The sequence below is a fragment of the Tepidimonas fonticaldi genome (assembly GCF_001675355.1).
Taxonomy (GTDB): Bacteria; Pseudomonadota; Gammaproteobacteria; order Burkholderiales; family Burkholderiaceae_C; genus Tepidimonas; species Tepidimonas fonticaldi.
In genome coordinates, this window is sequence record NZ_LZDH01000034.1 from 83,445 (window position 1) to 103,221 (window position 19,777).

General features: G+C 70.1%; 18 protein-coding genes. 12 read left to right on the plus strand and 6 right to left on the minus strand.

Features of this window, described 5'->3' with window-relative positions; translation table 11 throughout:
- Window positions 1-45 precede the first annotated feature (45 nt).
- Window positions 46-588 (minus strand): VOC family protein, encoded by a 543-nt coding sequence (locus A9O67_RS03890; RefSeq protein ID WP_068607526.1) that lies wholly within the window; start codon window positions 586-588, stop codon window positions 46-48.
- Between the two features lie 28 nt (window positions 589-616).
- Complete coding sequence (locus A9O67_RS03895; protein ID WP_068607529.1) at window positions 617-1,573, minus strand: MBL fold metallo-hydrolase; 957 nt, start codon at window positions 1,571-1,573, stop codon at window positions 617-619.
- A gap of 166 nt (window positions 1,574-1,739) precedes the next feature.
- Here A9O67_RS03895 and A9O67_RS03900 point away from each other — a divergent pair, with 166 nt between their 5' ends.
- Entirely contained in the window at window positions 1,740-2,564 is an 825-nt protein-coding gene (locus A9O67_RS03900; RefSeq protein ID WP_068607641.1) for an IclR family transcriptional regulator, read from the plus strand.
- A gap of 13 nt (window positions 2,565-2,577) precedes the next feature.
- On the opposite strand, the gene A9O67_RS03905 is transcribed toward A9O67_RS03900, so the two are convergent.
- Complete coding sequence (locus A9O67_RS03905; protein WP_068607531.1) at window positions 2,578-3,357, minus strand: enoyl-CoA hydratase/isomerase family protein; 780 nt, start codon at window positions 3,355-3,357, stop codon at window positions 2,578-2,580.
- 141 nt (window positions 3,358-3,498) lie between these two features.
- Between A9O67_RS03905 and A9O67_RS03910 the strand changes: the two genes are divergently transcribed.
- From A9O67_RS03910 to A9O67_RS03935, 6 genes are read left to right on the plus strand one after another with little or no spacing between them, the layout of a single operon-like run.
- Window positions 3,499-4,287 (plus strand): crotonase/enoyl-CoA hydratase family protein, encoded by a 789-nt coding sequence (locus A9O67_RS03910; RefSeq protein ID WP_068607534.1) that lies wholly within the window; start codon window positions 3,499-3,501, stop codon window positions 4,285-4,287.
- A 43-nt stretch (window positions 4,288-4,330) separates the two neighbouring features.
- Window positions 4,331-6,232 (plus strand): feruloyl-CoA synthase, encoded by a 1,902-nt coding sequence (locus A9O67_RS03915; protein WP_082955344.1) that lies wholly within the window; start codon window positions 4,331-4,333, stop codon window positions 6,230-6,232.
- A 35-nt stretch (window positions 6,233-6,267) separates the two neighbouring features.
- Window positions 6,268-7,551 (plus strand): thiolase family protein, encoded by a 1,284-nt coding sequence (locus A9O67_RS03920; protein WP_068607536.1) that lies wholly within the window; start codon window positions 6,268-6,270, stop codon window positions 7,549-7,551.
- A gap of 56 nt (window positions 7,552-7,607) precedes the next feature.
- Entirely contained in the window at window positions 7,608-8,393 is a 786-nt protein-coding gene (locus A9O67_RS03925) for an SDR family NAD(P)-dependent oxidoreductase (protein ID WP_068607538.1), read from the plus strand.
- A 16-nt stretch (window positions 8,394-8,409) separates the two neighbouring features.
- Window positions 8,410-8,835 carry an acyl-CoA thioesterase gene (locus tag A9O67_RS03930; RefSeq protein WP_068607540.1) on the plus strand — a complete coding sequence of 142 codons (426 nt, stop codon included), beginning with the start codon at window positions 8,410-8,412 and terminating at the stop codon, window positions 8,833-8,835.
- Window positions 8,836-8,839: 4 nt separating this feature from the next.
- Entirely contained in the window at window positions 8,840-10,522 is a 1,683-nt protein-coding gene (locus A9O67_RS03935; protein WP_068607542.1) for an acyl-CoA dehydrogenase family protein, read from the plus strand.
- On the opposite strand, the gene A9O67_RS03940 is transcribed toward A9O67_RS03935, so the two are convergent.
- Window positions 10,519-11,280 carry a type 1 glutamine amidotransferase gene (locus A9O67_RS03940; RefSeq protein WP_068607645.1) on the minus strand — a complete coding sequence of 254 codons (762 nt, stop codon included), beginning with the start codon at window positions 11,278-11,280 and terminating at the stop codon, window positions 10,519-10,521. The two genes, A9O67_RS03935 and A9O67_RS03940, sit on opposite strands and share 4 nt — an antisense overlap.
- Before the next feature lie 126 nt (window positions 11,281-11,406).
- On the opposite strand from A9O67_RS03940, the gene A9O67_RS03945 reads away from it, so the two are divergent.
- On the plus strand, window positions 11,407-11,910 hold the full coding sequence (locus tag A9O67_RS03945) for a MarR family winged helix-turn-helix transcriptional regulator (protein ID WP_068607647.1): 504 nt from the start codon (window positions 11,407-11,409) through the stop codon (window positions 11,908-11,910).
- Window positions 11,911-11,944: 34 nt separating this feature from the next.
- Here the strand turns inward: A9O67_RS03945 and A9O67_RS03950 are convergent, their stop codons facing one another.
- Complete coding sequence (locus A9O67_RS03950; protein ID WP_068607544.1) at window positions 11,945-12,799, minus strand: fumarylacetoacetate hydrolase family protein; 855 nt, start codon at window positions 12,797-12,799, stop codon at window positions 11,945-11,947.
- A 126-nt stretch (window positions 12,800-12,925) separates the two neighbouring features.
- Between A9O67_RS03950 and grpE the strand changes: the two genes are divergently transcribed.
- The 4 genes from grpE (at window position 12,926) to A9O67_RS03970 (ending at window position 18,200) form a co-directional block, all read left to right on the plus strand.
- Entirely contained in the window at window positions 12,926-13,468 is a 543-nt protein-coding gene (gene grpE, locus A9O67_RS03955; protein WP_068607649.1) for a nucleotide exchange factor GrpE, read from the plus strand.
- Window positions 13,469-13,562: 94 nt separating this feature from the next.
- Window positions 13,563-15,506 (plus strand): molecular chaperone DnaK, encoded by a 1,944-nt coding sequence (dnaK, locus tag A9O67_RS03960; protein ID WP_068607546.1) that lies wholly within the window; start codon window positions 13,563-13,565, stop codon window positions 15,504-15,506.
- Between the two features lie 85 nt (window positions 15,507-15,591).
- A complete protein-coding gene (gene dnaJ, locus A9O67_RS03965) occupies window positions 15,592-16,722 on the plus strand; it encodes a molecular chaperone DnaJ (protein ID WP_068607548.1) in 1,131 nt (376 codons plus the stop codon).
- A 113-nt stretch (window positions 16,723-16,835) separates the two neighbouring features.
- Window positions 16,836-18,200: an MBL fold metallo-hydrolase gene (locus A9O67_RS03970; RefSeq protein ID WP_068607550.1), complete on the plus strand. Its 1,365-nt coding sequence runs from the start codon at window positions 16,836-16,838 to the stop codon at window positions 18,198-18,200.
- A gap of 51 nt (window positions 18,201-18,251) precedes the next feature.
- Here A9O67_RS03970 and A9O67_RS03975 read toward each other — a convergent pair whose 3' ends face one another.
- Window positions 18,252-19,646 (minus strand): aminotransferase-like domain-containing protein, encoded by a 1,395-nt coding sequence (locus A9O67_RS03975; protein WP_068607551.1) that lies wholly within the window; start codon window positions 19,644-19,646, stop codon window positions 18,252-18,254.
- Window positions 19,647-19,777: the final 131 nt, after the last annotated feature.

The following is a 19,777-nucleotide window of genomic DNA, read 5'->3' on the forward strand; positions in this document are numbered from 1 at the left end:
TGGCGAAGCGGCCGACGGGTCACTGTCACGCGGAAATCGGGCGGCTCAGTCGAGCGCGTGGAATTCCTTCTCGTGCATCCAGGCGGCGTGCTTCGGCGCGCGCTTGGTCTGGGCCCACTCGTTGAGCATGTCCCACTTGACCGCATCGAGCTTCCCGTACATGTCGGGCGTGCCGACATCGGCCGCCAGTTCCACGCGGTGGCCGTTCGGGTCGAAGAAGTAGATGCTCTTGAAGATGGTGTGGTCCGTCACGCCAACGACGGGGATGCCGGCCGCCTCCAGGCGCGCCTTCGTGGCCTCGAGCGTCTCCACGCTGTCCACCTTGAACGCGATGTGCTGGACCCATTCGGGCGTGTTCTCGTCACGGCCCATGGCCGGCGAGTTGGGCAGCTCGAAGAAGGCAAGCACGTTGCCCTGGCCGGCGTCCAGGAACACGTGCATGTAGGGATCGGGTGCCTTGGTGGACGGCACCTGGTCCTCGGCGATCGCCAGGACGAAGTTCATGTTCAGGTGCTTCACGTACCACTCGACGGTTTCCTTGGCGTCCTTGCAGCGGTAGGCGACGTGATGGATGCGTTCGATCTTCATGATCTGTCTCCTCTGAGGTGGTGCGGGATCAGCCTTCCAGGGTTTCCCACATTTGCCGGTCGCGCTCGGCGGTCCACACCCGCGGGTCGGGGTATTGCGTGGCCTCGTCGTAGCAGCGCGTCACGTCGAACGGCATGCAGTGGTCGAAGATGACCCAGTGGCCGTACTTCGGCTGCAGCCGCGCGTAGGTGTCCTTGTAGACCGTCTTGAGGTCCTTGCCGGCCTTCACCCCTTCCTGGACGCAGGCGTACACGTCGGAGATGAACGCCTTGGTGCCGGCCAGGCCCGCCTGCACTTCCTCGGGCGTTTGCAGCGCTGCACCGCGGCCGGGCACGAGCTTCTCGGGCCGGAGCGCGGCGATGTTGTCCAGCGTCTGCGGCCAGTCCTTGAAGTAGGCATCCCCGGCATAGGGCGTGGCGTCGAACTCGACCAGGTCGCCGGAGAACAGGATCTTCTGCTGGGGCAGCCAGGCCACCGTGTCGCCCTTGGTGTGGCCGCGGCCCAGTTGCAGCAATTGCACTTCCAGCTTGCCCAGCCAGATCGTCATCTTGCCGGTGAAGGTGATGGTCGGCCAGGTCAGGCCGGGCGGCACCGACTCGACCGCACGGAAGAGACGCGGGAAGCGGCCGATCTCGCTGGCCTTGTCCTGCTCGCCGCGCTCGACGATGAGGTCGTAGGTGTCCTGGCTGGCGATGATGTGCTCCGGCTGGTAGGCCGAGGCGCCCAGCACGCGCACCGCGTGGTAGTGCGACAGCACCACGTACTTGATCGGCTTGTCGGTGACCTCACGGATGCGGCGGATGACGTCCTGCGCCATGACGGGCGTGGCCTGGGTGTCGATCACCATCACCGCGTCGTCGCCGACGATGACGCCGGTGTTGGGGTCGCCCTCGGCGGTGTAGGCGTAGGCGTGGTCGGACAGCTTCGTGAAGCTGACCTGCTTGTCCTGCAGGTCGGCCTGGCTGGCAAAGGCTTTGGTGCTCATCGGGGGACTCCGTGGGCGCAGGCCGGAAATTTATCCATACCTAACGCATTTGTCATACAACAACGCGGATGATACGCGAGGTCGTTGTACCATGTCTAACGAATTCGACTACGTGAAAACCCTGACGCCGGTGCGCCCGCGCGACCCGACCGGCGGCCCGACAATGATGGACATGAATCCAGCACGGCAACCCTCCCTGGCGACGGACGGCGGTCTGGGCGACGAGGCCGAGTCGCGCGGACCGCGCGGCATTCAGAGCGTGGAGGTGGGGGGGCAGTTGCTCAAGGCGCTGGTGCGCAGCGGCTCGGCCCTGCCGCTGAAGGACTTGGCGCGCGCCGCGGGCATGGCCGCGGCCAAGGCGCACCCCTATCTGGTGAGCTTTGGCAAGATCGGCCTGATCGAGCAAGACCCGGTCAGTGGTCACTACGGCCTGGGGCCGTTGGCGTTGCAGCTGGGGCTGATCGGGCTGCAGCAGGTGGACCCGGTGCGGCTGGCGGTGGCCGAGCTGCCTGCGCTGGCGCAAGCGGTGGGTTGCACGGTGTCGGCCGCGGTGTGGGGGCCGGTGGGCCCCATCATCGTGCATGTGGAGCACGGCCCCACGGCTGTGCACGTGGCCATGCGCCACGGCACTCCGGCGTCGCTGCGCCACACGGGCACGGGCAAAATCTTTGCCGCCTTTGCGCCCCCCGCGGCGGTGACCGAGGCCCTGGCGCGCGAGGGCGAAACGCACGCCCTGCAGGATCCGGCCTTCGTGGCCGAGCTGGACGCCATCCGACGCGAGCGCCTGAGCCGCGTGCGCGACGAGCTGCTGCCCGGCATCAGCGCGATGGCGGTGCCGGTGTTCGACGGCTTTGGCCGCCTGGCCCTGGCGATTGCCGCCATCGGCCCCAGTGCCCTGCTCGACCTGAGCCCCGGCAGCACCCAAGCCCACGCCCTGCGCACCGCCGCCGAACGGCTGTCGCAACGGCTGGGGGCCATTGGCGGTCTGTGACCGTCGCGCGGGATCAACGGCCCTCGAAGCGGGCGGGGCGGCGCTCGGCAAACGCCGCTCGGCCTTCGGCGAAGTCGCGGCTGGCGTGGGTCGCCACCTCGCGCGCGCGCCAATCGTCCGGGCGGCGCTCCCCCAGGGCGATGTCGTGCAGTGTCTGTTTCATGCCCTGGACGGCCAGCGGTGCCAGGGCCAGCACCTGCGCGCACCGGCGGCGCACGGCGGCGTCCAAGTCGGCGGGCTCGACCAACTCATCCAGATAGCCCAGCGCCAGCAGTTCGGCCGCGCCCAGCGGTTCCGCGAACAGGAACAGCCGGCGCGCCGCCGACAACCCCAGCGTGGCCACGCAGCGGCGCATGCCGCTGGGGTAGTAGTGCAGGCCCAGCGCGGCTGTGGGCATGCGCAGCTCCATCCCCTGGACACCGATGCGAAAGTCGCACGCCAAGGCCAGGTCGGTGGCCCCGCCATAGACACTGCCGGCCAAGGCCGCGACCGTGACCGGGCGCGCCCGGGCCAGCGCGTCGGCTGCATGGGCAAAGGCATCGACGGCCGCCCCGGCATCCGCCCCGAATCCGCCCAGGTGGAAACCGGCACTGAACACCGGCGCATCCGGCAGCACACGCGCACCGAGCACGAGCACCCGCACCGAGGCGTCGCGGTTGGCCGACTCGACATGGCGCACCAGCGCGCGCAAGTCTTCGTCGTGCAGGCGATTGCGGTGGCGCGGACGGTTGAGGGTGATCGTGGCCACACCGTCATGGACCGCATAGAAGGGGCTGGAAGTGTCGTCGTGCATGGCACGGGAGTATGCCGCTCCCGCTCGGGCTCTTCGGGTGGCCCTGGGATCGGGGAGATGGCGTCTGCGGGTTTTCCTGGATCCGAAACGGGGCGTGAAACCGCTACATTCGCCATATCGTTATTTTTTGTAACTGTATTCATGAATGCCACCCCCGATCTCCAAGCCGTCGACGTTACCCTGGACGGCGCCGTCGCCATCGTTCGGTTGCGGCGCCCGGCCAAGCGCAATGCCCTGTCGGATGGGCTGATCCTGGCGCTGCGCCAAACCTTCGAAACCCTGCCGGAGGCCGCGCGCGCCGCAGTCATCTGCGGCGAGGGCGAGCACTTCTGCGCCGGGCTGGATCTGTCGGAACTGCGCGAGCGCGATGCTGGGGAAGGCGTGATGCACTCCCGCCTGTGGCACACGGCGCTGGAAGCCATCGAGAAGGGCCGCGTGCCCGTGGTGGCGGCCCTGCATGGCGCCGTGGTCGGGGGCGGGCTGGAGCTGGCCAGCGCCTGCCATGTACGCGTGGCGGACGACAGCGCGTACTTTGCCCTGCCCGAAGGCTCTCGCGGCATCTTCGTGGGCGGCAGCGGTTCGGTGCGCATCCCCAAGCTGATCGGCGTGCCGCGCATGATGGACATGATGCTGACCGGCCGGGTCTACGACGCCGAGGCCGGCGAGCGCATCGGGCTGGCGCAGTACCGCGTGCCGGCCGGCCAGGCGCTGCCCAAGGCGCTGGAGCTGGCCCGCCGCATCGCCGAGAACGCCCCGCTGACCAACTTTGCGCTGATGCACGCCCTGCCCCGCATTGCCGAGCAGGCCAGCGACCACGGCCTGTTCACCGAGGCGCTGATCTCCGCCATTGCCCAGGCGGCACCGGAGGCCAAGGCCCGGCTGCGCGCCTTCCTGGAAGGCAAGGCCGCCAAAGTGCGCAAAGACGCCTGAGCCGGCCGCCCACGACACGCACGACCAGAGAGGACGAGGAGACATGAACGCGATGGACATTCCACCGGGGCCGCCCGATGCCGCACAGGCGCCGTTTCGCCCGCTGCGCTTTGGCGTGACGCGCGTGCAGGTGCGCGACGGCGAGCGCGGCACCCATTACCTGCGTGCCGAGCAGGCGCTGCACCCCTACCCCGACCGCTTGACGGATCGCCTGCGGCACTGGGCGCACACCCGGCCGCAGCGCACGCTGTTCGCCCGCCGCCGGCGCGAGGTGCGCGCCGACGGCACGACGGGGCTGGGCGACTGGCAGCACGTCACGTTTGCCGAGGCCTGGCAGACCGCGCGCGCGATTGCCCAGGGCCTGCTGTCGCGGGGACTGTCCGCCGAGCGGCCGGTGCTGATTCTGAGCGAAAACAGCCTGGAGCACGCGCTGCTGGCGCTGGGCTGTCTGGTGGCGGGCGTGCCCTGGGTGCCGGCGTCCCCGGCCTATGCGCTGCTCAGCAGCGACTTCGACAAGCTGCGCCACGTCTGGCGCACGGTCACCCCGGGCCTGGTGTTCGCCCAAGATGCCCGCTACGCCCGCGCCATCCAGGCCGTGGTGCCCACCGAGGTGGAGACGGTGCTGGCCGAAGGCGCGCTGCCCGATCGGCCCGCCACGGCGTTCTCGGCGCTGGCGTCCACCCCTGCGACCGACGCCGTGGACGCCGCCATGGCCGCCACGGGGCCGGACACCATCGTCAAGTTTTTGTTCACCAGCGGCTCGACCAAAGCGCCCAAGGCCGTCATCAACACCCAGCGCATGTGGTGCGCCAACCAGCAGCAAATGACGCAGTCCATGCCGGTACTGGCCGAAGGCGACCTGGTGCTGGTGGACTGGCTGCCGTGGAACCACACGTTTGGCGGCAACCACAACTTCGGCATGGTGCTCTACCACGGCGGCACGCTCTACATCGACGACGGCAAACCCACCCCGGCGCTGATCGGCGAGACGCTGCGCAACCTGCGCGAGATCGCACCGACCGTGTATTTCAACGTGCCGACCGGGTTCGAGGCGATCGCCCACGCGATGAAGACCGACGACGCCTTGCGCCGCACCCTGCTGTCGCGCGTGCGCATGTTCTTCTATGCCGGCGCGGCGCTGGCCCAACCCATCTGGGACAGCCTGTACGAGAGCGAGGTGCGCGAGACCGGCGAGCGCATCGTCATGACCTCCGGCCTGGGCATGACGGAGTCGGGGCCGTTTGCGCTCTTCGTCACCAGCCCGGATGTGCGCGCGGGCGACCTGGGCATCCCCACCCCGGGCCTGGAAGTGAAGCTGGTGGACATCGAGGGCAAGACCGAGGTGCGCTACCGCGGCCCCAACGTCACGCCCGGCTACTGGCGCAACCCCGACGAGACCGCGGCCGCCTTCGACGAGGAAGGGTTCTTCCGCTCCGGCGACGCGGTGCGCTGGATCGACGAAACCGACGTGCACCGCGGGCTGCGCTTCGACGGCCGCATCGCGGAGGACTTCAAGCTCGCCACCGGCACCTTCGTCAGCGTCGGCCCGCTGCGCGCACGCCTGATCGCAGCGGGCGCCCCCTACGTGCAGGACGGGGTGATCACGGGCCTGAACCGCAACGAGGTGGGCGCGCTGGTGTTCCCCACCCCCCGGGTGCGCGAGCTCTGCCCGCTGCCGCCCGATGCCTCGCTGCACGACGTAGTTGAACACCCGGCGGTGCTGGCGCACTTCCAGCGCGTGGTCGACGAGCTGGCGCGGCAGGCCACCGGCAGCGCCAACCGCATCGCCCGGCTGGTACTGCTGGCCGATCCGCCCACCATCGACCGCGGCGAGATTACCGACAAAGGCTCGATCAACCAACGGGCGGTGCTCACCCACCGCGCCGAGACGGTGGAGCAGCTGTACGCCGATGCGCTGCGCCACATCGTCAAGCCCACCGTCTAGCCCCCGACCGACACCCCCTCCACGAGGACCTTGCCATGAGCGACCCCCTGCGCCAGCCGCGCGGCCTGTTCAACCTGTTCGACGACTGCTGGATTTTGGACGGCGCGCGCACGCCGATGGTGGACTACTGCGGCGCCTTCGGCAGCCTGTCGCCCACCGACCTGGGCATCCACGCCGCGCGCGCGGCGCTGCAGCGCGCCGCCGTGGCTCCCGAGGCGGTCGGCGCCGTGCTGGCCGGCAACATGGCCCCCGGCGATAGCTTTCAGTACATGCTGCCGCGCCACATCGGCCTGTACGCCGGCGTGCCGATCGACGTGCCGGCGCTGATGGTACAGCGCATCTGCGGCACCGGCTTCGAGCTGTTCCGCCAGGCCGGGCTGCACCTGCGCGACGGCGTCGACGTGGCGCTGTTGGCGGGGACCGAGAGCATGACGCGCAACCCCATCGCCGCCTTCGAGCACCGCACCGGCTTCAAGCTCGGCGCCCCAGTCAAGTTCGAGGATTTCATGTGGGAGGCGCTGAAGGACCCGGCCGCCGGCGTCGACATGATCGGCACGGCCGAGAACCTGGCGCGCCGCTATGGCATCACCCGCGCCGAGGTGGACGCCTATGCGGCGCGCTCGTTCGAGCGGGCATTGGCGGCGCAGGCAAGTGGCTTTTTGGCCGGCGAGATCGAGCCCGTCACCCCCACCACCTTCGAGCGCGAGGGCTACGCGCCGCGGGCGCTGCGCCTGCCGCCGAAAGTGGAGCGCGTGGACACCGACACCCACCCGCGCCCCTCGCCGCTGGAGGCGCTGGCGCGCCTGCGCCCGGTGCACCCGGGCGGGGTGCAGACGGCCGGCAACAGCTCGGCGCTGGTGGATGCGGCGGCGGCCGCCGTGGTGGCGGGTGGCGCGTTCACCCGCGACTGGCAAACGCGCACCGGACGTGCGCCGCTGGCGCGCGTGGCGGCCGCCGCGGTGGTCGGCGTGCCGCCGGAGATCATGGGCATCGGCCCGGCACCCGCAATCCGCCTGCTGCTGCAGCGCGCCGGGCTGACGCTGGACGCCATCGACCGCTTCGAGATCAACGAGGCGCAGGGCGCGCAGGTGCTGGCCGTGGCGCGCGAGCTGGGGCTGGACGAGGCGCACCTGAACGTGCACGGCGGCGCCATCGCGCTGGGGCATCCGCTGGCGGCCACCGGCGTGCGGCTGACGCTGACCTGCGCGCGCGCGCTGCGCGCCTGCGGCGGGCGCTACGGCGTAGCCTCGGCCTGCATCGGCGGCGGCCAGGGCATCGCGCTGCTGCTGGAAAACCCCGACGCCCCGACCGCCGCCTGATCGAACACCCACCCCCAACGCTGGGCCGCCCTCCCCGCGGCCCCCAGGAGACACCGATGCAACTGAATGGACAAACCGCCCTGGTCACCGGCGCCGGCTCCGGCCTTGGCGAGGCCACGGCGCGCGAGCTGGCTGCCCGTGGCGCACGCGTGGCCGTCATCGACCTGTCGGGCGAAGCCGCCGCGCGCGTCGCCGCCGACTTGAACGCCGCCCACGGCGCCGGCACGGCACTGGCGCTGGCTGCCGATGTCGCCAGCGCCGACGGCCTGCGCGACGCCTTTGCCCAGGCCGCCGCCGCGCTCGGCCCGGCGCGCATCCTGATGCACGTGGCCGGTATCGGCACCGCGCGGCGCATCGTCGGCAAAGACGGCCAGCCCGCCCCGCTGGAGGACTTCGAGCGCGTCGTGCGCGTCAACCTGATCGGCACCTACAACGCCGCGCGCCTGTTCGCCGCCGCCTGCGCCGCCCTGCCCCCGCTGGAGGATGGCGAGCGCGGCGTGATGGTATTCACCGCCTCCGTGGCGGCCTTCGACGGCCAGGTCGGCCAGCAGGCCTACAGCGCGTCCAAGGGCGGCGTGGTGGGCATGACGCTGCCCATGGCGCGCGATCTGGCGCAGCATGGCATTCGGGTCTGCACCATCGCGCCCGGGCTGTTCGACACGCCGCTGATGCGCACCTTGCCCGAGGCCGTGCAGCAGTCGCTGGCGGCCAGCATCCCGTTCCCGTCGCGGCTGGGCCGCCCCCAGGAGTTTGCCGATCTGGCCTGCCACATCGTCACCAACGGCCACCTCAATGGCGAGGTGATCCGGCTGGACGGCGCGCTGCGCCTGCCGCCGCGTTGACCCCCTGGAGCCCGGCATGAGCAGCAAAACCACCGTGTGGGAGGTCGACGTCCTGTTTGGCGACTGCGACCCCGCCGGTATCGTCTTTTTTCCCAACTTCTGCAAGTGGATGGACGCCGCCTCGCTGCACTTCTTCGTGCAGTGTGGCGTGCCGCCGTGGCGCGAACTCATCAAAACCACCGGCATCATCGGCACGCCCTTGTTGGAAATCCATACGCACTTTTACCGCCCCGCCACCTACGGCGAGCGGCTGCACGTGCACACGCGCGTGCAGGAGTGGCGCGACAAGGTCTTCATCCAGCACCATCAGGTGCGCCGTGGCGACGAGCTGCTGTGCGAAGGGCGCGAAACGCGCGCCTTTTGCATCCGTCACCCGGACGACCCGGGCCGCATCAAAGCCATCCCGATCCCCGCGGACATCCGCGCCCTGTGCGGAGGCTGAAGGAATGACGCAACCCTATCGCCCCGACGCGGCGCTGTCCGCGCGCTGGCTGCTGGACGTGCTGGATGCGCCGGCCACTTGGCGCGAGCTGTCGGCGCTGGCCGAGCACGCCGACGCCGACCTCACCCGCCAGGTGCTGGAGGAGGCCGCCACCTTCGTGCACGAGGTGGTGGCGCCGCTGAACCGCGTCGGCGACGAGACCGGCGCGCGCTGGCACGACGGCGCGGTGACGATGCCGCCCGGCTTTCGCGACGCCTACCAGGCGTTCTGGCGCGCCGGCTGGCCGGCGCTGTCGGCCCCGCCGGCGCTGGGCGGCCAGGGCCTGCCGGTGGCGCTGGAGTTCGTGCTCTACGAGTGGTTGAGCGCCGCCAACCACGGCTGGACCATGGCGCCCGGCCTGCTGCACGGCGCGGTGGAGTGCCTGCGCCACCACGCCAGCCCCGCGCTGCAGGCACGCTACCTGCCCCAGCTGGTCAGCGGCGAGTGGCTGGCCACCATGGCGCTGACCGAGCCGCACGCCGGCAGCGACCTGGGCCTGGTGCGCACGCGCGCCACGCCGGCGGGCGACGACGGCTACCGGATCGAGGGCACGAAGATCTTCATCTCCGGCGGCGAGCACGACCTGACCGACAACATCGTGCACCTGGTGCTGGCGCGGCTGCCGGACGCCCCGCCCGGCCCGAAGGGCCTGAGCCTGCTGCTCGCCCCGAAGTGGCTGCCGGACGGCCGGCGCAACGCCATCGTCTGCGAACGCATCGAGGCCAAGATGGGCCTGCACGCCAGCCCTACCTGCGTGCTGCGCTTCGACGGCGCCGAGGGCTGGCTGGTCGGCGCGCCACACCAGGGACTGGCGGCGATGTTCGTGATGATGAACGCCGCGCGGCTGCACGTGGCGCTGCAGGGCATCGGCCTGCTGGACGCCGCGTGGCAGAAGGCGCACGCCTACGCGCACGAGCGGCGCCAGATGCGCGCGCCGCAGCGGCGCGACCCGGCGCAGGCGGCCGACCCGATCATCGACCACCCGGCGGTGCAGCGGCTGCTGGACACGCAGCGCGCCTGGATCGACACCGGCCGGCTGCTGGCCTACCGCACGGCGCTGGCACTGGACGTCGCCCACCACCACCCGGACGGCGCGCGCCGCCAAGCCGCGCAGCGCTGGTGCGCGCTGATCACCCCGGTGCTGAAGGCCGCGTGGACCGAGCAGGCCTTCCACGGCGCCAGCGACTGCCTGCAGGTGTTCGGCGGCCACGGCTATGTGCGCGAGTGGGGCATCGAGCAGATCGTGCGCGACGCGCGCGTGACGATGATCTACGAGGGCACCAACGAGATCCAGGCGCAGGACCTGCTGCTGCGCAAGACGCTGCCGGACGGCGGCGCGGCGCTCGCGGCGCTGCTGCGCGAGCTGCAAGCCGACGCGCCGGCCGACGCCGCGTGGCACGCCGGCGCGCAGCGGCTGCACGCGCTGCTCACCCGGCTGGCGGCGGCCGACGAGGCGCAGCGGCTGGCGTTGTGGCCCGTGGCGGGGGACTTCCTGCGGGCGGTGGCGCTGACGCTGATGGGCTGGGCGCGCGCCCGGCTGGGCCGGCACGACGCGGCGTGGGACAGCGAGGTCGGCGCGGCCTTCGACCGCTGGGTCTGGCCCGAACAGGCCTGGCGCTGCGAGATGGTCGAGCGCGCGCTCGGCTAAGCCGTGCGCCAGCGCCGCCGCCACGCGCCGTAGATGCGGTCGGCCAGGCGGTAGCTGGCGGCCTGGTGGGTGGCGGTGGCGGCGCGCATCGCCGCCGGCGCCTGCACCGTCTGCGGGTGCGCGCCGACCGCGTCCGGGTACACCTCCCCGGGGTTGGCGAGCCAGCTCTCGATCTTCAGCGGCGTGATCTCGATGTGGAACTGCATGCCCAGATGGGGCCCGAGCGCGAACGCCTGCACCGCGCAGGCGGCCGAGGCCGCGAGCACGGCCGCCCCCGGCGGCAGCGCCACCACGCCGTCGTAGTGCCACTGGTAGACCACCGGGGCGGGTTCCTCGCCCAGCCATTCGCGCGCCGCGGCGCTGCCGTCGTGCCGGATCGGCAGCCAGCCGATCTCCGGCCGCGGCAGGCGCTCAACCCGGCCGCCCAGCGCGCGCGCCATCAGCTGCGCGCCGAGGCAATGCCCCAGCACCGGGATGCCCGCCGCGTCGGCCTCGCGGATCAGTGCCTCGGCGTGGCGCAGGCTGGCGCGCTCGTCGTTGGCGCTCCACTCCCCGCCCAGCACCGCCAGCGCCCGGTAGCCGGCCACCGAGTCCGGGTAGACCTGCCCGGCCTCGGCGCAGAACACATCCCAGCGCGCCCCGACGGCGTCCAGCCACGTGGCCAGGTAGCCGGGCGGGTCTTCCAGCGTGTGCTGCAGCACCAGCACATCGGCGCGGGCCGCGCTGGCGGCGGCAGGGGTCGAGAGCGCATCGGTCATGGTGGCCGGCATGGTAGCCGCCACAGGCCCGCCCCCGGCGGTTGGCAGGTGCCATTGCCCGCCCCGCGCAGCGGACCACCCCGGCGAGGGCACCCCAGTCCGGGCCGCGCGCGCAGTCGCGCTAACATCCCGGCCGTGGATACCCCGCAACCCTCCCCGCGCTGCGGCGAAGACGCCGCCGACGCCCCCGCCCCGCGCCTGGACACGCGTTTTCTGGAGTCGCTGATCGGCTACAACGCGCGCCGTGCGGCGCTGGCCATCATCGGCCATGTGCTGCAGCGGCTGGCCCCGTTTGGCTTGCGGGTGGTGGATTTTTCGGTGCTGACCGTCATCGCGCATAACCCGGGCATCACCTCGCGGCAGGTTTGCGCGGCACTGGACATCCTGCCGCCCAATCTGGTGGGGCTGGTGCGGGCGCTGGAACGGCGGGGCTGGGTGGAAAAACGCGGTCACCCCACGGATCGCCGGGCGCAGGGGCTGTATGTGACGCCGCAGGGGGCCGAAGTGCAGGCGCAGGCGCAGGCGCAGGTGGGCGCGCTGGAAACCTCCGACGTCACCCACCTGGACGCCGGGGAACGCGCCACCCTGATCCGGCTGCTGCGCAAAATCTACCTGGGACCCGACGCCTGAACGCCCCGCCTAGCCGGGGGCCGGGGGTGGCCGTTCAGGCCGGCACGGGCGCCGCGACGATGCGCTGTCGCTGTTCGCCCAGCACGGGGCTGCCCAGCGTGACGACATCACCCGCCTGCAGGTACACCGGCGGACGCTGGCCCATGCCCACACCGGGGGGCGTGCCGGTGAGGATCACATCGCCCGGCAGCAGCCGCATGAAGCGGCTGAGGTAGCTGACGATCTGCGCCACGCCAAAGATCATGGTGCGGGTGTTGCCCCGCTGGCGCGCCACCCCGTTGACGTCCAACCACAGGTCCACCGCCTGCGGATCGGGGATCTCGTCGGCCGTCACCAGCCAGGGCCCCAGGGGACAATGCGTGGGGTAGCTCTTGCCCTTGATCCACTGCCCTTCCATCTCGATCTGATGGGCGCGCTCGGACACGTCGTTGGCCAGACAGTAGCCCGCCACGTGTTGCAGCGCCGCTTCGGGCGGCACATGCCACGCCGGCTGGCCGATGACGACCGCCAGCTCGACCTCCCAATCCAGCTTGTGCGCCCCCGGCGGCAACCACACGTCGTCGTGTGGCCCGCTCACCGCGGCCGTGTGTTTGCTGAAGACGATGGGCTGCTTCGGGATGGGCAGACCGGCTTCGGCCGCGTGGTCGGCATAATTGAGGCCGATGGCGATCACATTGCCGATCTGCCCGACGCAGGGCCCCAGCCGCTCGGCCGGGTCCACCTCGGGCAGCCGGGCGGGGTCGAGGCGCGCCAGCCGGGCCTGGGCATCGGGCCCCAGCGTGTGCGGGGCCAGATCGCCGATCACCCCGGACAGGTCGCGGCGCACCCCTTGCGCATCCAGCAAACCCGGGCGCTCGTTGCCGGGGGCCCCATGACGGAACAGTTTCATCTGCGTGGCTCCTTCGCCGTCGATTCTGACACGATCCCCGCCAGCCCCCCTTGAACCGCCGTCGCGCGCCCCCATCTGGCCCAACTGGTGTCGAACGCCTCTCGCACAACGACCATGACGACGACCATGACGAATCCCGAAAACTCTCCGACCCCCACCCCCGGCGCCGATGCGCCCGCCTCGTCGTCCGCTGCGCAGGACACGGCCGCGGCCGATTTGCAGGCCGAGCTGGACGCGCTGCGCCAGCGCAATGCCGAGCTCAACGACCAGCTGCTGCGCGCGCTGGCCGATGCCGACAACACCCGTCGCCGCGCCGAGGAGGAAATCGCCAAGGTGCGCAAGTTTGCCGTCGAGGCGTTTGCCGAGAGCCTGCTGCCGGTGGTGGACAGCCTGGAGGCCGGGCTTGCCGTGCAGGAAGCCACGCCGCAACAAATCCGCGAAGGCGCCGAGGCGACGCTGCAGCAGCTGCTCTCGGCCCTGGCGCGCCACAAGGTCACGCCCATCGCGCCCGCCGCGGGGGCGCGCTTCGATCCGCACCAGCACCACGCCATCAGCATGGTGCCGGCCGATCAGCCCGCCAACACCGTGGTCAGCACGCTGCAAAAAGGCTACCTGATGGCCGAGCGGGTGCTGCGCCCCGCCCTGGTGACGGTCGCGGCGCCCCAGTGACCGCGCGACACCGCTCTTGAATGGCGCGCAGGCGTCCCCACATTCGAAACAGTTTCAACATTCCCTCGATTCAGAACCGATCAGGAGCACCAACATGGGCAAGATCATCGGCATCGACCTGGGCACCACCAACTCGTGCGTGGCCATCATGGAAGGCGGCGCCCCCAAAGTCATCGAAAACTCCGAAGGCGCGCGCACCACGCCCTCCATCGTCGCGTACATGGAGGATGGCGAAATCCTCGTCGGCGCGCCGGCCAAGCGCCAGGCCGTCACCAACCCCCGCAACACGCTGTTTGCGGTCAAGCGCCTGATCGGCCGTAAGTTCGATGAGAAGGAAGTCCAGAAGGACATCGACCTGATGCCCTACTCCATCGTCAAGGCCGACAACGGCGACGCCTGGGTGGAAGTGCGCGGCCAGAAGCTCGCCCCGCCGCAGGTCAGCGCCGAGGTGCTGCGCAAGATGAAGAAGACCGCCGAGGACTACCTCGGCGAGCCGGTGACCGAAGCCGTCATCACCGTGCCGGCCTACTTCAACGACGCGCAGCGCCAGGCCACCAAGGACGCCGGGCGCATCGCGGGGCTGGAGGTCAAGCGCATCATCAACGAGCCGACCGCCGCGGCGCTGGCCTTCGGTCTGGACAAGGCCGGCAAGGGCGACCGCAAGATCGCCGTCTATGACCTGGGCGGTGGCACGTTCGACATCTCGATCATCGAGATTGCCGACGTCGATGGCGAAAAGCAGTTCGAAGTGCTGTCCACCAACGGCGACACCTTCCTGGGTGGCGAGGACTTCGACCAGCGCATCATCGACTACATCATCGGCGAGTTCAAGAAGGAACAGGGCGTGGACCTGACCAAGGACGTGCTCGCCCTGCAGCGCCTGAAAGAAGCCGCCGAGAAGGCCAAGATCGAGCTGTCGTCCAGCCAGCAGACCGAGATCAACCTGCCCTACATCACCGCCGATGCCTCGGGGCCCAAGCACCTGAACATCAAGCTCACCCGTGCCAAGCTCGAGGCCCTGGTTGAGGACCTGATCGAGCGCACCATCGAGCCGTGCCGCATCGCGATCAAGGACGCGGGCGTCAAGGTCAGCGAGATCGACGACGTGATCCTGGTCGGCGGCATGACGCGCATGCCCAAGGTGCAGGAGAAGGTCAAGGAGTTCTTCGGCAAGGAGCCGCGCAAGGACGTCAACCCCGACGAGGCGGTGGCGGTCGGTGCGGCCATCCAGGGCTCGGTGCTGTCGGGCGAGCGCAAGGACGTGCTGCTGCTGGACGTGACCCCGCTGTCGCTCGGTATCGAGACGATGGGTGGCGTCATGACCAAGATGATCAAGAAGAACACCACGATTCCGACCAAGTTCAGCCAGGTGTTCTCCACCGCCGAGGACAACCAGCCGGCGGTGACCATCAAGGTCTACCAGGGCGAGCGCGAGATGGCCGCGGGCAACAAGCTGCTGGGCGAGTTCAACCTGGAGGGCATCCCGCCGGCGCCGCGCGGCATCCCGCAGATCGAGGTGACCTTCGACATCGACGCCAACGGCATCCTGCATGTGTCGGCGCGCGACAAGGGCACCGGCAAAGAGAACAAGATCACCATCAAGGCCAATTCGGGTCTGACGGAGGACGAAATCGAGCGCATGGTGAAGGACGCCGAGCTCAACGCCGCCGAGGACAAGAAGAAGGTCGAGCTGGTGCAGGCCCGCAACCAGGCCGACGCGCTGGTCAGCTCGGTGCGCAAGAGCCTGAAGGACTACGGTGACAAGCTCGACGCGGGCGAGCGCGACCGCATCGAGGCCGCGATCAAGGAGGTCGAAGACGCCGTCAAGGGCGACGACAAGGCCGCGATCGAAGCCAAGACCGAGGCCCTGATGAGCGCCAGCCAGAAGCTGGGCGAGAAGATGTACGCCGACATGCAGGCGGCCCAGGCCACGGCCGACGCGCAGGCGGGCGGTGCCGGCAGCGCGGGCGGCAGCGGTGCCAAGGGCGGCGCGGACGACATCGTCGACGCCGAGGTCAAGGAGGTCAAGCGCGACTGATCGCCGTCGCTGCTTGGACGACCCCACGCCGCGCACGGGCCTCCTCCCGGCGCGGCTTTCGTGCTCATGACATCCGTGGATCGACATGGCCAAACGTGACTATTACGAGATCCTGGGCGTGGCCCGCAACGCCAGCGATGACGACATCAAAAAGGCGTACCGCAAGCTGGCCATGAAGTACCACCCCGACCGCAACCAGGGCGATTCGGCCAAGGCGGCGGAGGAGAAGTTCAAGGAGGTCAAGGAAGCCTACGAGATGCTCTCCGACCCCCAGAAGCGCGCCGCGTACGACCAGTACGGGCACGCCGGGGTGGACCCCAACATGCGCGCCGGCGGCGCGGGCGGGGACGGCTTTGCGGGCTTCTCCGAGGCGTTCGGCGACATCTTCGGTGACATCTTCGGCGCCCCGCGCGGCGGTCGCGGCCGGCAGATGTACCGTGGCAGCGACCTGTCGTACGCCATGGAAATCACGCTGGAGGAAGCCGCCCGCGGCAAGGATGCGCAAATCCGCATCCCGAGCTGGGAGGACTGCGACACCTGCCACGGCACGGGCGCCAAGCCCGGCACCAGTGCCAAGACCTGCCCGACCTGCCACGGCAATGGCGTGGTGCAGATGCGCCAAGGCTTCTTCAGTGTGCAGCAGACCTGCCCGCACTGCCATGGCAGCGGCAAGATCATCCCCGAGCCCTGCCCCACTTGCCGCGGCGAAGGCAAGATCAAGCGCCACAAGACGCTGGAGATCAAGATCCCGGCCGGCATCGACGACGGCATGCGCATCCGCTCCAGCGGCAACGGCGAGCCCGGGCGCAACGGCGGCCCGCCGGGCGACCTGTACATCGAGATCCGCATCCGCAAGCACGACCTGTTCGAGCGCGACGGCGACGACCTGCATGTGCAGGTGCCCATCAGCATCACGACCGCGGCGCTGGGCGGCGAGGTGGACGTGCCGACCTTGGACGGCAAGGCCACGATCGACATTCCCGAAGGCACGCAGCACGGCAAGACCTTCCGCCTGCGCGGCCGCGGCATCAAGGGCGTGCGCTCCAGCTACCCCGGGGATTTGTACGCCCACATCGCGGTGGAAACCCCCGTCAAGCTGACCGAGCACCAGCGCCGGCTGCTGCGCGAGCTGGACGAATCGCTCAAAAAGAACGGCAACAAACACAGTCCCAACGAAAAGGGCTGGTTCGAGAAGGCGCGGGATTTTTTCTCGTGACCGGACGGGCGGCCCGCGCCCAGGCCGCCTCCGCCCTGCGCGGCCTGCGTCGCCCCCGGGACCGTTGAACAGGCAACCACCCCGGCCAGCACGCCGTCCGGTACGATGCGCGCATGGACGTGCGCATTCAATTCCTCGGTGGCGCGGGCACCGTCACCGGCTCCAAGTATCTGGTGCAGCACAACGGCGACGCGCTGCTGGTGGATTGCGGCCTGTTCCAGGGCTACAAGGCGCTGCGGCTGCGCAACCGCAACCCGCTGCCCATCGTGCCGGGGCAGATCCGCGCCGTGGTGCTGACCCACGCCCACATCGACCACAGCGGCCACCTGCCGCTGCTGGTGCGCGAAGGGTTCCACGGCAAGATCTGGTGCACCGCCGGCACGCGCGATCTGTGTGAGATTCTGCTGCCCGACAGCGCCCACCTGCAGGAGGAGGACGCCGCCTTTGCCAACCGGCACGGCTTCTCCCGCCATTCGCCCGCATTGCCGCTGTACACGGTGGACGACGCCATGCGCGCGCTGCGCCACCTTCGCGCGCAGCCGCTGTACCAGCCGTTCGAGCCGATCCCTGGCTGGCGGGTGCAGTTCTTTGGCGCAGGGCACATTCTGGGGGCCGCATCGGTGCTGATCACGGTCGGCGGGCGGCGCCTGCTGTTCTCGGGCGATCTGGGCCGCGTGGACGACACGCTGATGTTCCCGCCCGATCCCCCGCCGGCGGCCGACGTGGTGGTGGTGGAATCCACCTACGGCAACCGCCTGCACCCAGCGGGCAATTTGATCGACGAGCTGGCGCCGCTGCTGGCGCGCGTCGCCGCCCGCGGCGGCACCGCCGTCATCCCGGTCTTCGCCGTGGGGCGGGCGCAGGCGGTGATGCATGCGATCGACCAGCTCAAGCGCCAGCAGCGGCTGCCGCGGTCGCTGCCGGTCTATCTGGACAGCCCGATGGCCATGCAGGCGACGGCACTGCTCGCCGACCATCCGGGGGAGCACCGCCTCAGCGCGGCCCAGGTGCACCACATGGCCCACGGGGTGCAGGCGGCGCGCACGCCGGACGAATCCAAGGCCATCGCGCGCCACCACGGCCCCAAGGTGATCCTTGCCGGCAGCGGCATGGCCACGGGCGGTCGGGTGCTGCACCACCTCAAGCTCTACCTGGGGGACCACCGGCACATGGTCATTCTCACCGGCTACCAGGCGCCGGGCACGCGCGGCGATGCGCTGCAGCGCGGCGCCCCGACGGTCCGCATCCACGGTCAGGACTGGGCCGTGCAGGCCGAAGTGGCGCTGCTACAGACCGCGTCGGCCCATGCCGATGCCGACGGGCTGATGGCCTGGTTGCGCGCCATCCCGGGCGAACCCCGCCGCGTCTTCGTCACCCACGGCGAGGCGGATGCGGCCGACACCCTGCGCGGCCGCATCGAGCGGGAGCTGCACCGCCCGGCGCTCGTCCCCGAGCACGGCTCCACTTGGGCAGTGTGAGCCCGGCCGCGCCCTCGCCTCACCTCCGCCTGCCCCGGCGGGGCCGCGCCGTCAACGCCCGCCCGTGGCCTCGGACAAAAAGCGCCACAGCGCCTCGTCTTCGCAGAAGGCGACATTGAAACGCAGCCATGGGCTGGGTGACAAATCCAGCCCAAACAAGTGACCCGGCCCGAGCAGGATGTCCTGCTCCGCCGCCTGATAGGCCAGCGTCGAGGCGTTATCGATCGCCGGGTGCCGCGCCCACAGGAACATGCCCGCCGCGGGCTGCGCAAACAGCCCGAAGCCCTTGCGCTCCAGCCGCTCGGCGGTACGCTGGTGCGCATCGGCCAGACGCTGGCGCAGCACGCGCAGGTGCTTGCGCCAGCGCCCGTCGATCAGCGCCCCGTAGGCCAGGCGCTCCGAAAACTCCGATGACGTCAGCCCCGAGATCATCTTGAGCTGCGCCAAGTCCTCCAGCACATCGGGGTGCGCGGCGACGTAGCCGACGCGCAGGTTGGGCGAGATCGTTTTGGAAAAACTGCCGATGTGCACCACGCGCTGCAACTGGTCCAGGCTGGCGAGCGACGGACGCGGCTCCGGGTCCAGATCGGCGTAGATGTCGTTTTCCACGACGCGCAGTTGGTGGCGTTCGGCCAGTTGCACCACCCGGTGCAGATGGGACAGATGCGCCACGGACCCGGTGGGGCTTTGCAACCGCGGCTGGGTGAAAAAAACCTTGGGCCGGTGCTCCAGAATGCGCGCTTCCAGCGCGGCTAGGTCCCAGCCCTGCGGGGTGCGGGGCACGCCGATCAGCCGCGCTCCCAAAAAACGCAGCGAGAACAGCAGGTTTGGGTAGCCGGGCTCGTCCACCAACACCGCATCGCCCGGCTGCACCAAGCGCCGCGCCACCAGATCCATCGCCTGGCTGGAGCCGTGCGTCAGCAGCACCTGGTCGCTGGTCAGCACGATTTCCTGCTCAGCCAGCAGGTCGCGCACCAGTTGCCGCAGCGGGGTAAAGCCCTTGGGCTCGCCGTATCCGCCCAAATCCACCGAATCGCCCGCCAGCGCACGCAGGCTGCGCTTGAGTCCGTCGCCAAACAGCCAGTCGTTGGGCAGCCAGCCGCAGCCGGGCTTGAGGCGCAGGTTGCGGTTCTCGAACACCCGCCGTAAATACCACATGGAGTCGAAGTGGTACTGGGGCCCTGGCCCGGCCGCCGCCTCCGCCTGGCTCTCGCGGCTGCGCACGAAAAACCCCGAGTGCGGCCGCGAGACGAAGTACCCCAGCGCCACCAGCCGATCGTAGGCATCGACCACGGTGTACACGCTCACGCCATGTGCATGCGCAAACTGCCGGATCGATGGCGCCTTGGCCCCGGGGCGCAGCACGCCGGCGCGGATCAGCTCGCGAAAACCATCGACGATCTGCAGCACCAGGGGCGTGGGGTGTTGGGGGTCCAGGGTAAACATCGGGGCCAATCTGTATCGGGCTGTATCGGGCGTCGGGGCAATACAGTGCATCGGCACAAAAGACGCCTCTGTATATGTTATCGGGCCAGTGGGCCGATACAGTGCCATCCATCGTGGCGGCCGTTCCCTCG

What these genes read in the sequence shown, in the direction of transcription:
- A9O67_RS03930 (WP_068607540.1), top strand. Translation starts at nt 8,410, where the DNA reads ATGAGCAGCAAAACCACCGTGTGGGAGGTCGACGTCCTGTTTGGCGAC.
- A9O67_RS03970 (WP_068607550.1), top strand. Translation starts at nt 16,836, where the DNA reads ATGGACGTGCGCATTCAATTCCTCGGTGGCGCGGGCACCGTCACCGGC.
- dnaJ (WP_068607548.1), top strand. Translation starts at nt 15,592, where the DNA reads ATGGCCAAACGTGACTATTACGAGATCCTGGGCGTGGCCCGCAACGCC.
- A9O67_RS03940 (WP_068607645.1), bottom strand. Translation starts at nt 11,280, where the DNA reads ATGACCGATGCGCTCTCGACCCCTGCCGCCGCCAGCGCGGCCCGCGCC.
- A9O67_RS03900 (WP_068607641.1), top strand. Translation starts at nt 1,740, where the DNA reads ATGGACATGAATCCAGCACGGCAACCCTCCCTGGCGACGGACGGCGGT.
- A9O67_RS03915 (WP_082955344.1), top strand. Translation starts at nt 4,331, where the DNA reads ATGAACGCGATGGACATTCCACCGGGGCCGCCCGATGCCGCACAGGCG.
- A9O67_RS03950 (WP_068607544.1), bottom strand. Translation starts at nt 12,799, where the DNA reads ATGAAACTGTTCCGTCATGGGGCCCCCGGCAACGAGCGCCCGGGTTTG.
- A9O67_RS03935 (WP_068607542.1), top strand. Translation starts at nt 8,840, where the DNA reads ATGACGCAACCCTATCGCCCCGACGCGGCGCTGTCCGCGCGCTGGCTG.
- dnaK (WP_068607546.1), top strand. Translation starts at nt 13,563, where the DNA reads ATGGGCAAGATCATCGGCATCGACCTGGGCACCACCAACTCGTGCGTG.
- A9O67_RS03895 (WP_068607529.1), bottom strand. Translation starts at nt 1,573, where the DNA reads ATGAGCACCAAAGCCTTTGCCAGCCAGGCCGACCTGCAGGACAAGCAG.
- grpE (WP_068607649.1), top strand. Translation starts at nt 12,926, where the DNA reads ATGACGAATCCCGAAAACTCTCCGACCCCCACCCCCGGCGCCGATGCG.
- A9O67_RS03905 (WP_068607531.1), bottom strand. Translation starts at nt 3,357, where the DNA reads ATGCACGACGACACTTCCAGCCCCTTCTATGCGGTCCATGACGGTGTG.
- A9O67_RS03890 (WP_068607526.1), bottom strand. Translation starts at nt 588, where the DNA reads ATGAAGATCGAACGCATCCATCACGTCGCCTACCGCTGCAAGGACGCC.
- A9O67_RS03975 (WP_068607551.1), bottom strand. Translation starts at nt 19,646, where the DNA reads ATGTTTACCCTGGACCCCCAACACCCCACGCCCCTGGTGCTGCAGATC.
- A9O67_RS03925 (WP_068607538.1), top strand. Translation starts at nt 7,608, where the DNA reads ATGCAACTGAATGGACAAACCGCCCTGGTCACCGGCGCCGGCTCCGGC.
- A9O67_RS03920 (WP_068607536.1), top strand. Translation starts at nt 6,268, where the DNA reads ATGAGCGACCCCCTGCGCCAGCCGCGCGGCCTGTTCAACCTGTTCGAC.
- A9O67_RS03910 (WP_068607534.1), top strand. Translation starts at nt 3,499, where the DNA reads ATGAATGCCACCCCCGATCTCCAAGCCGTCGACGTTACCCTGGACGGC.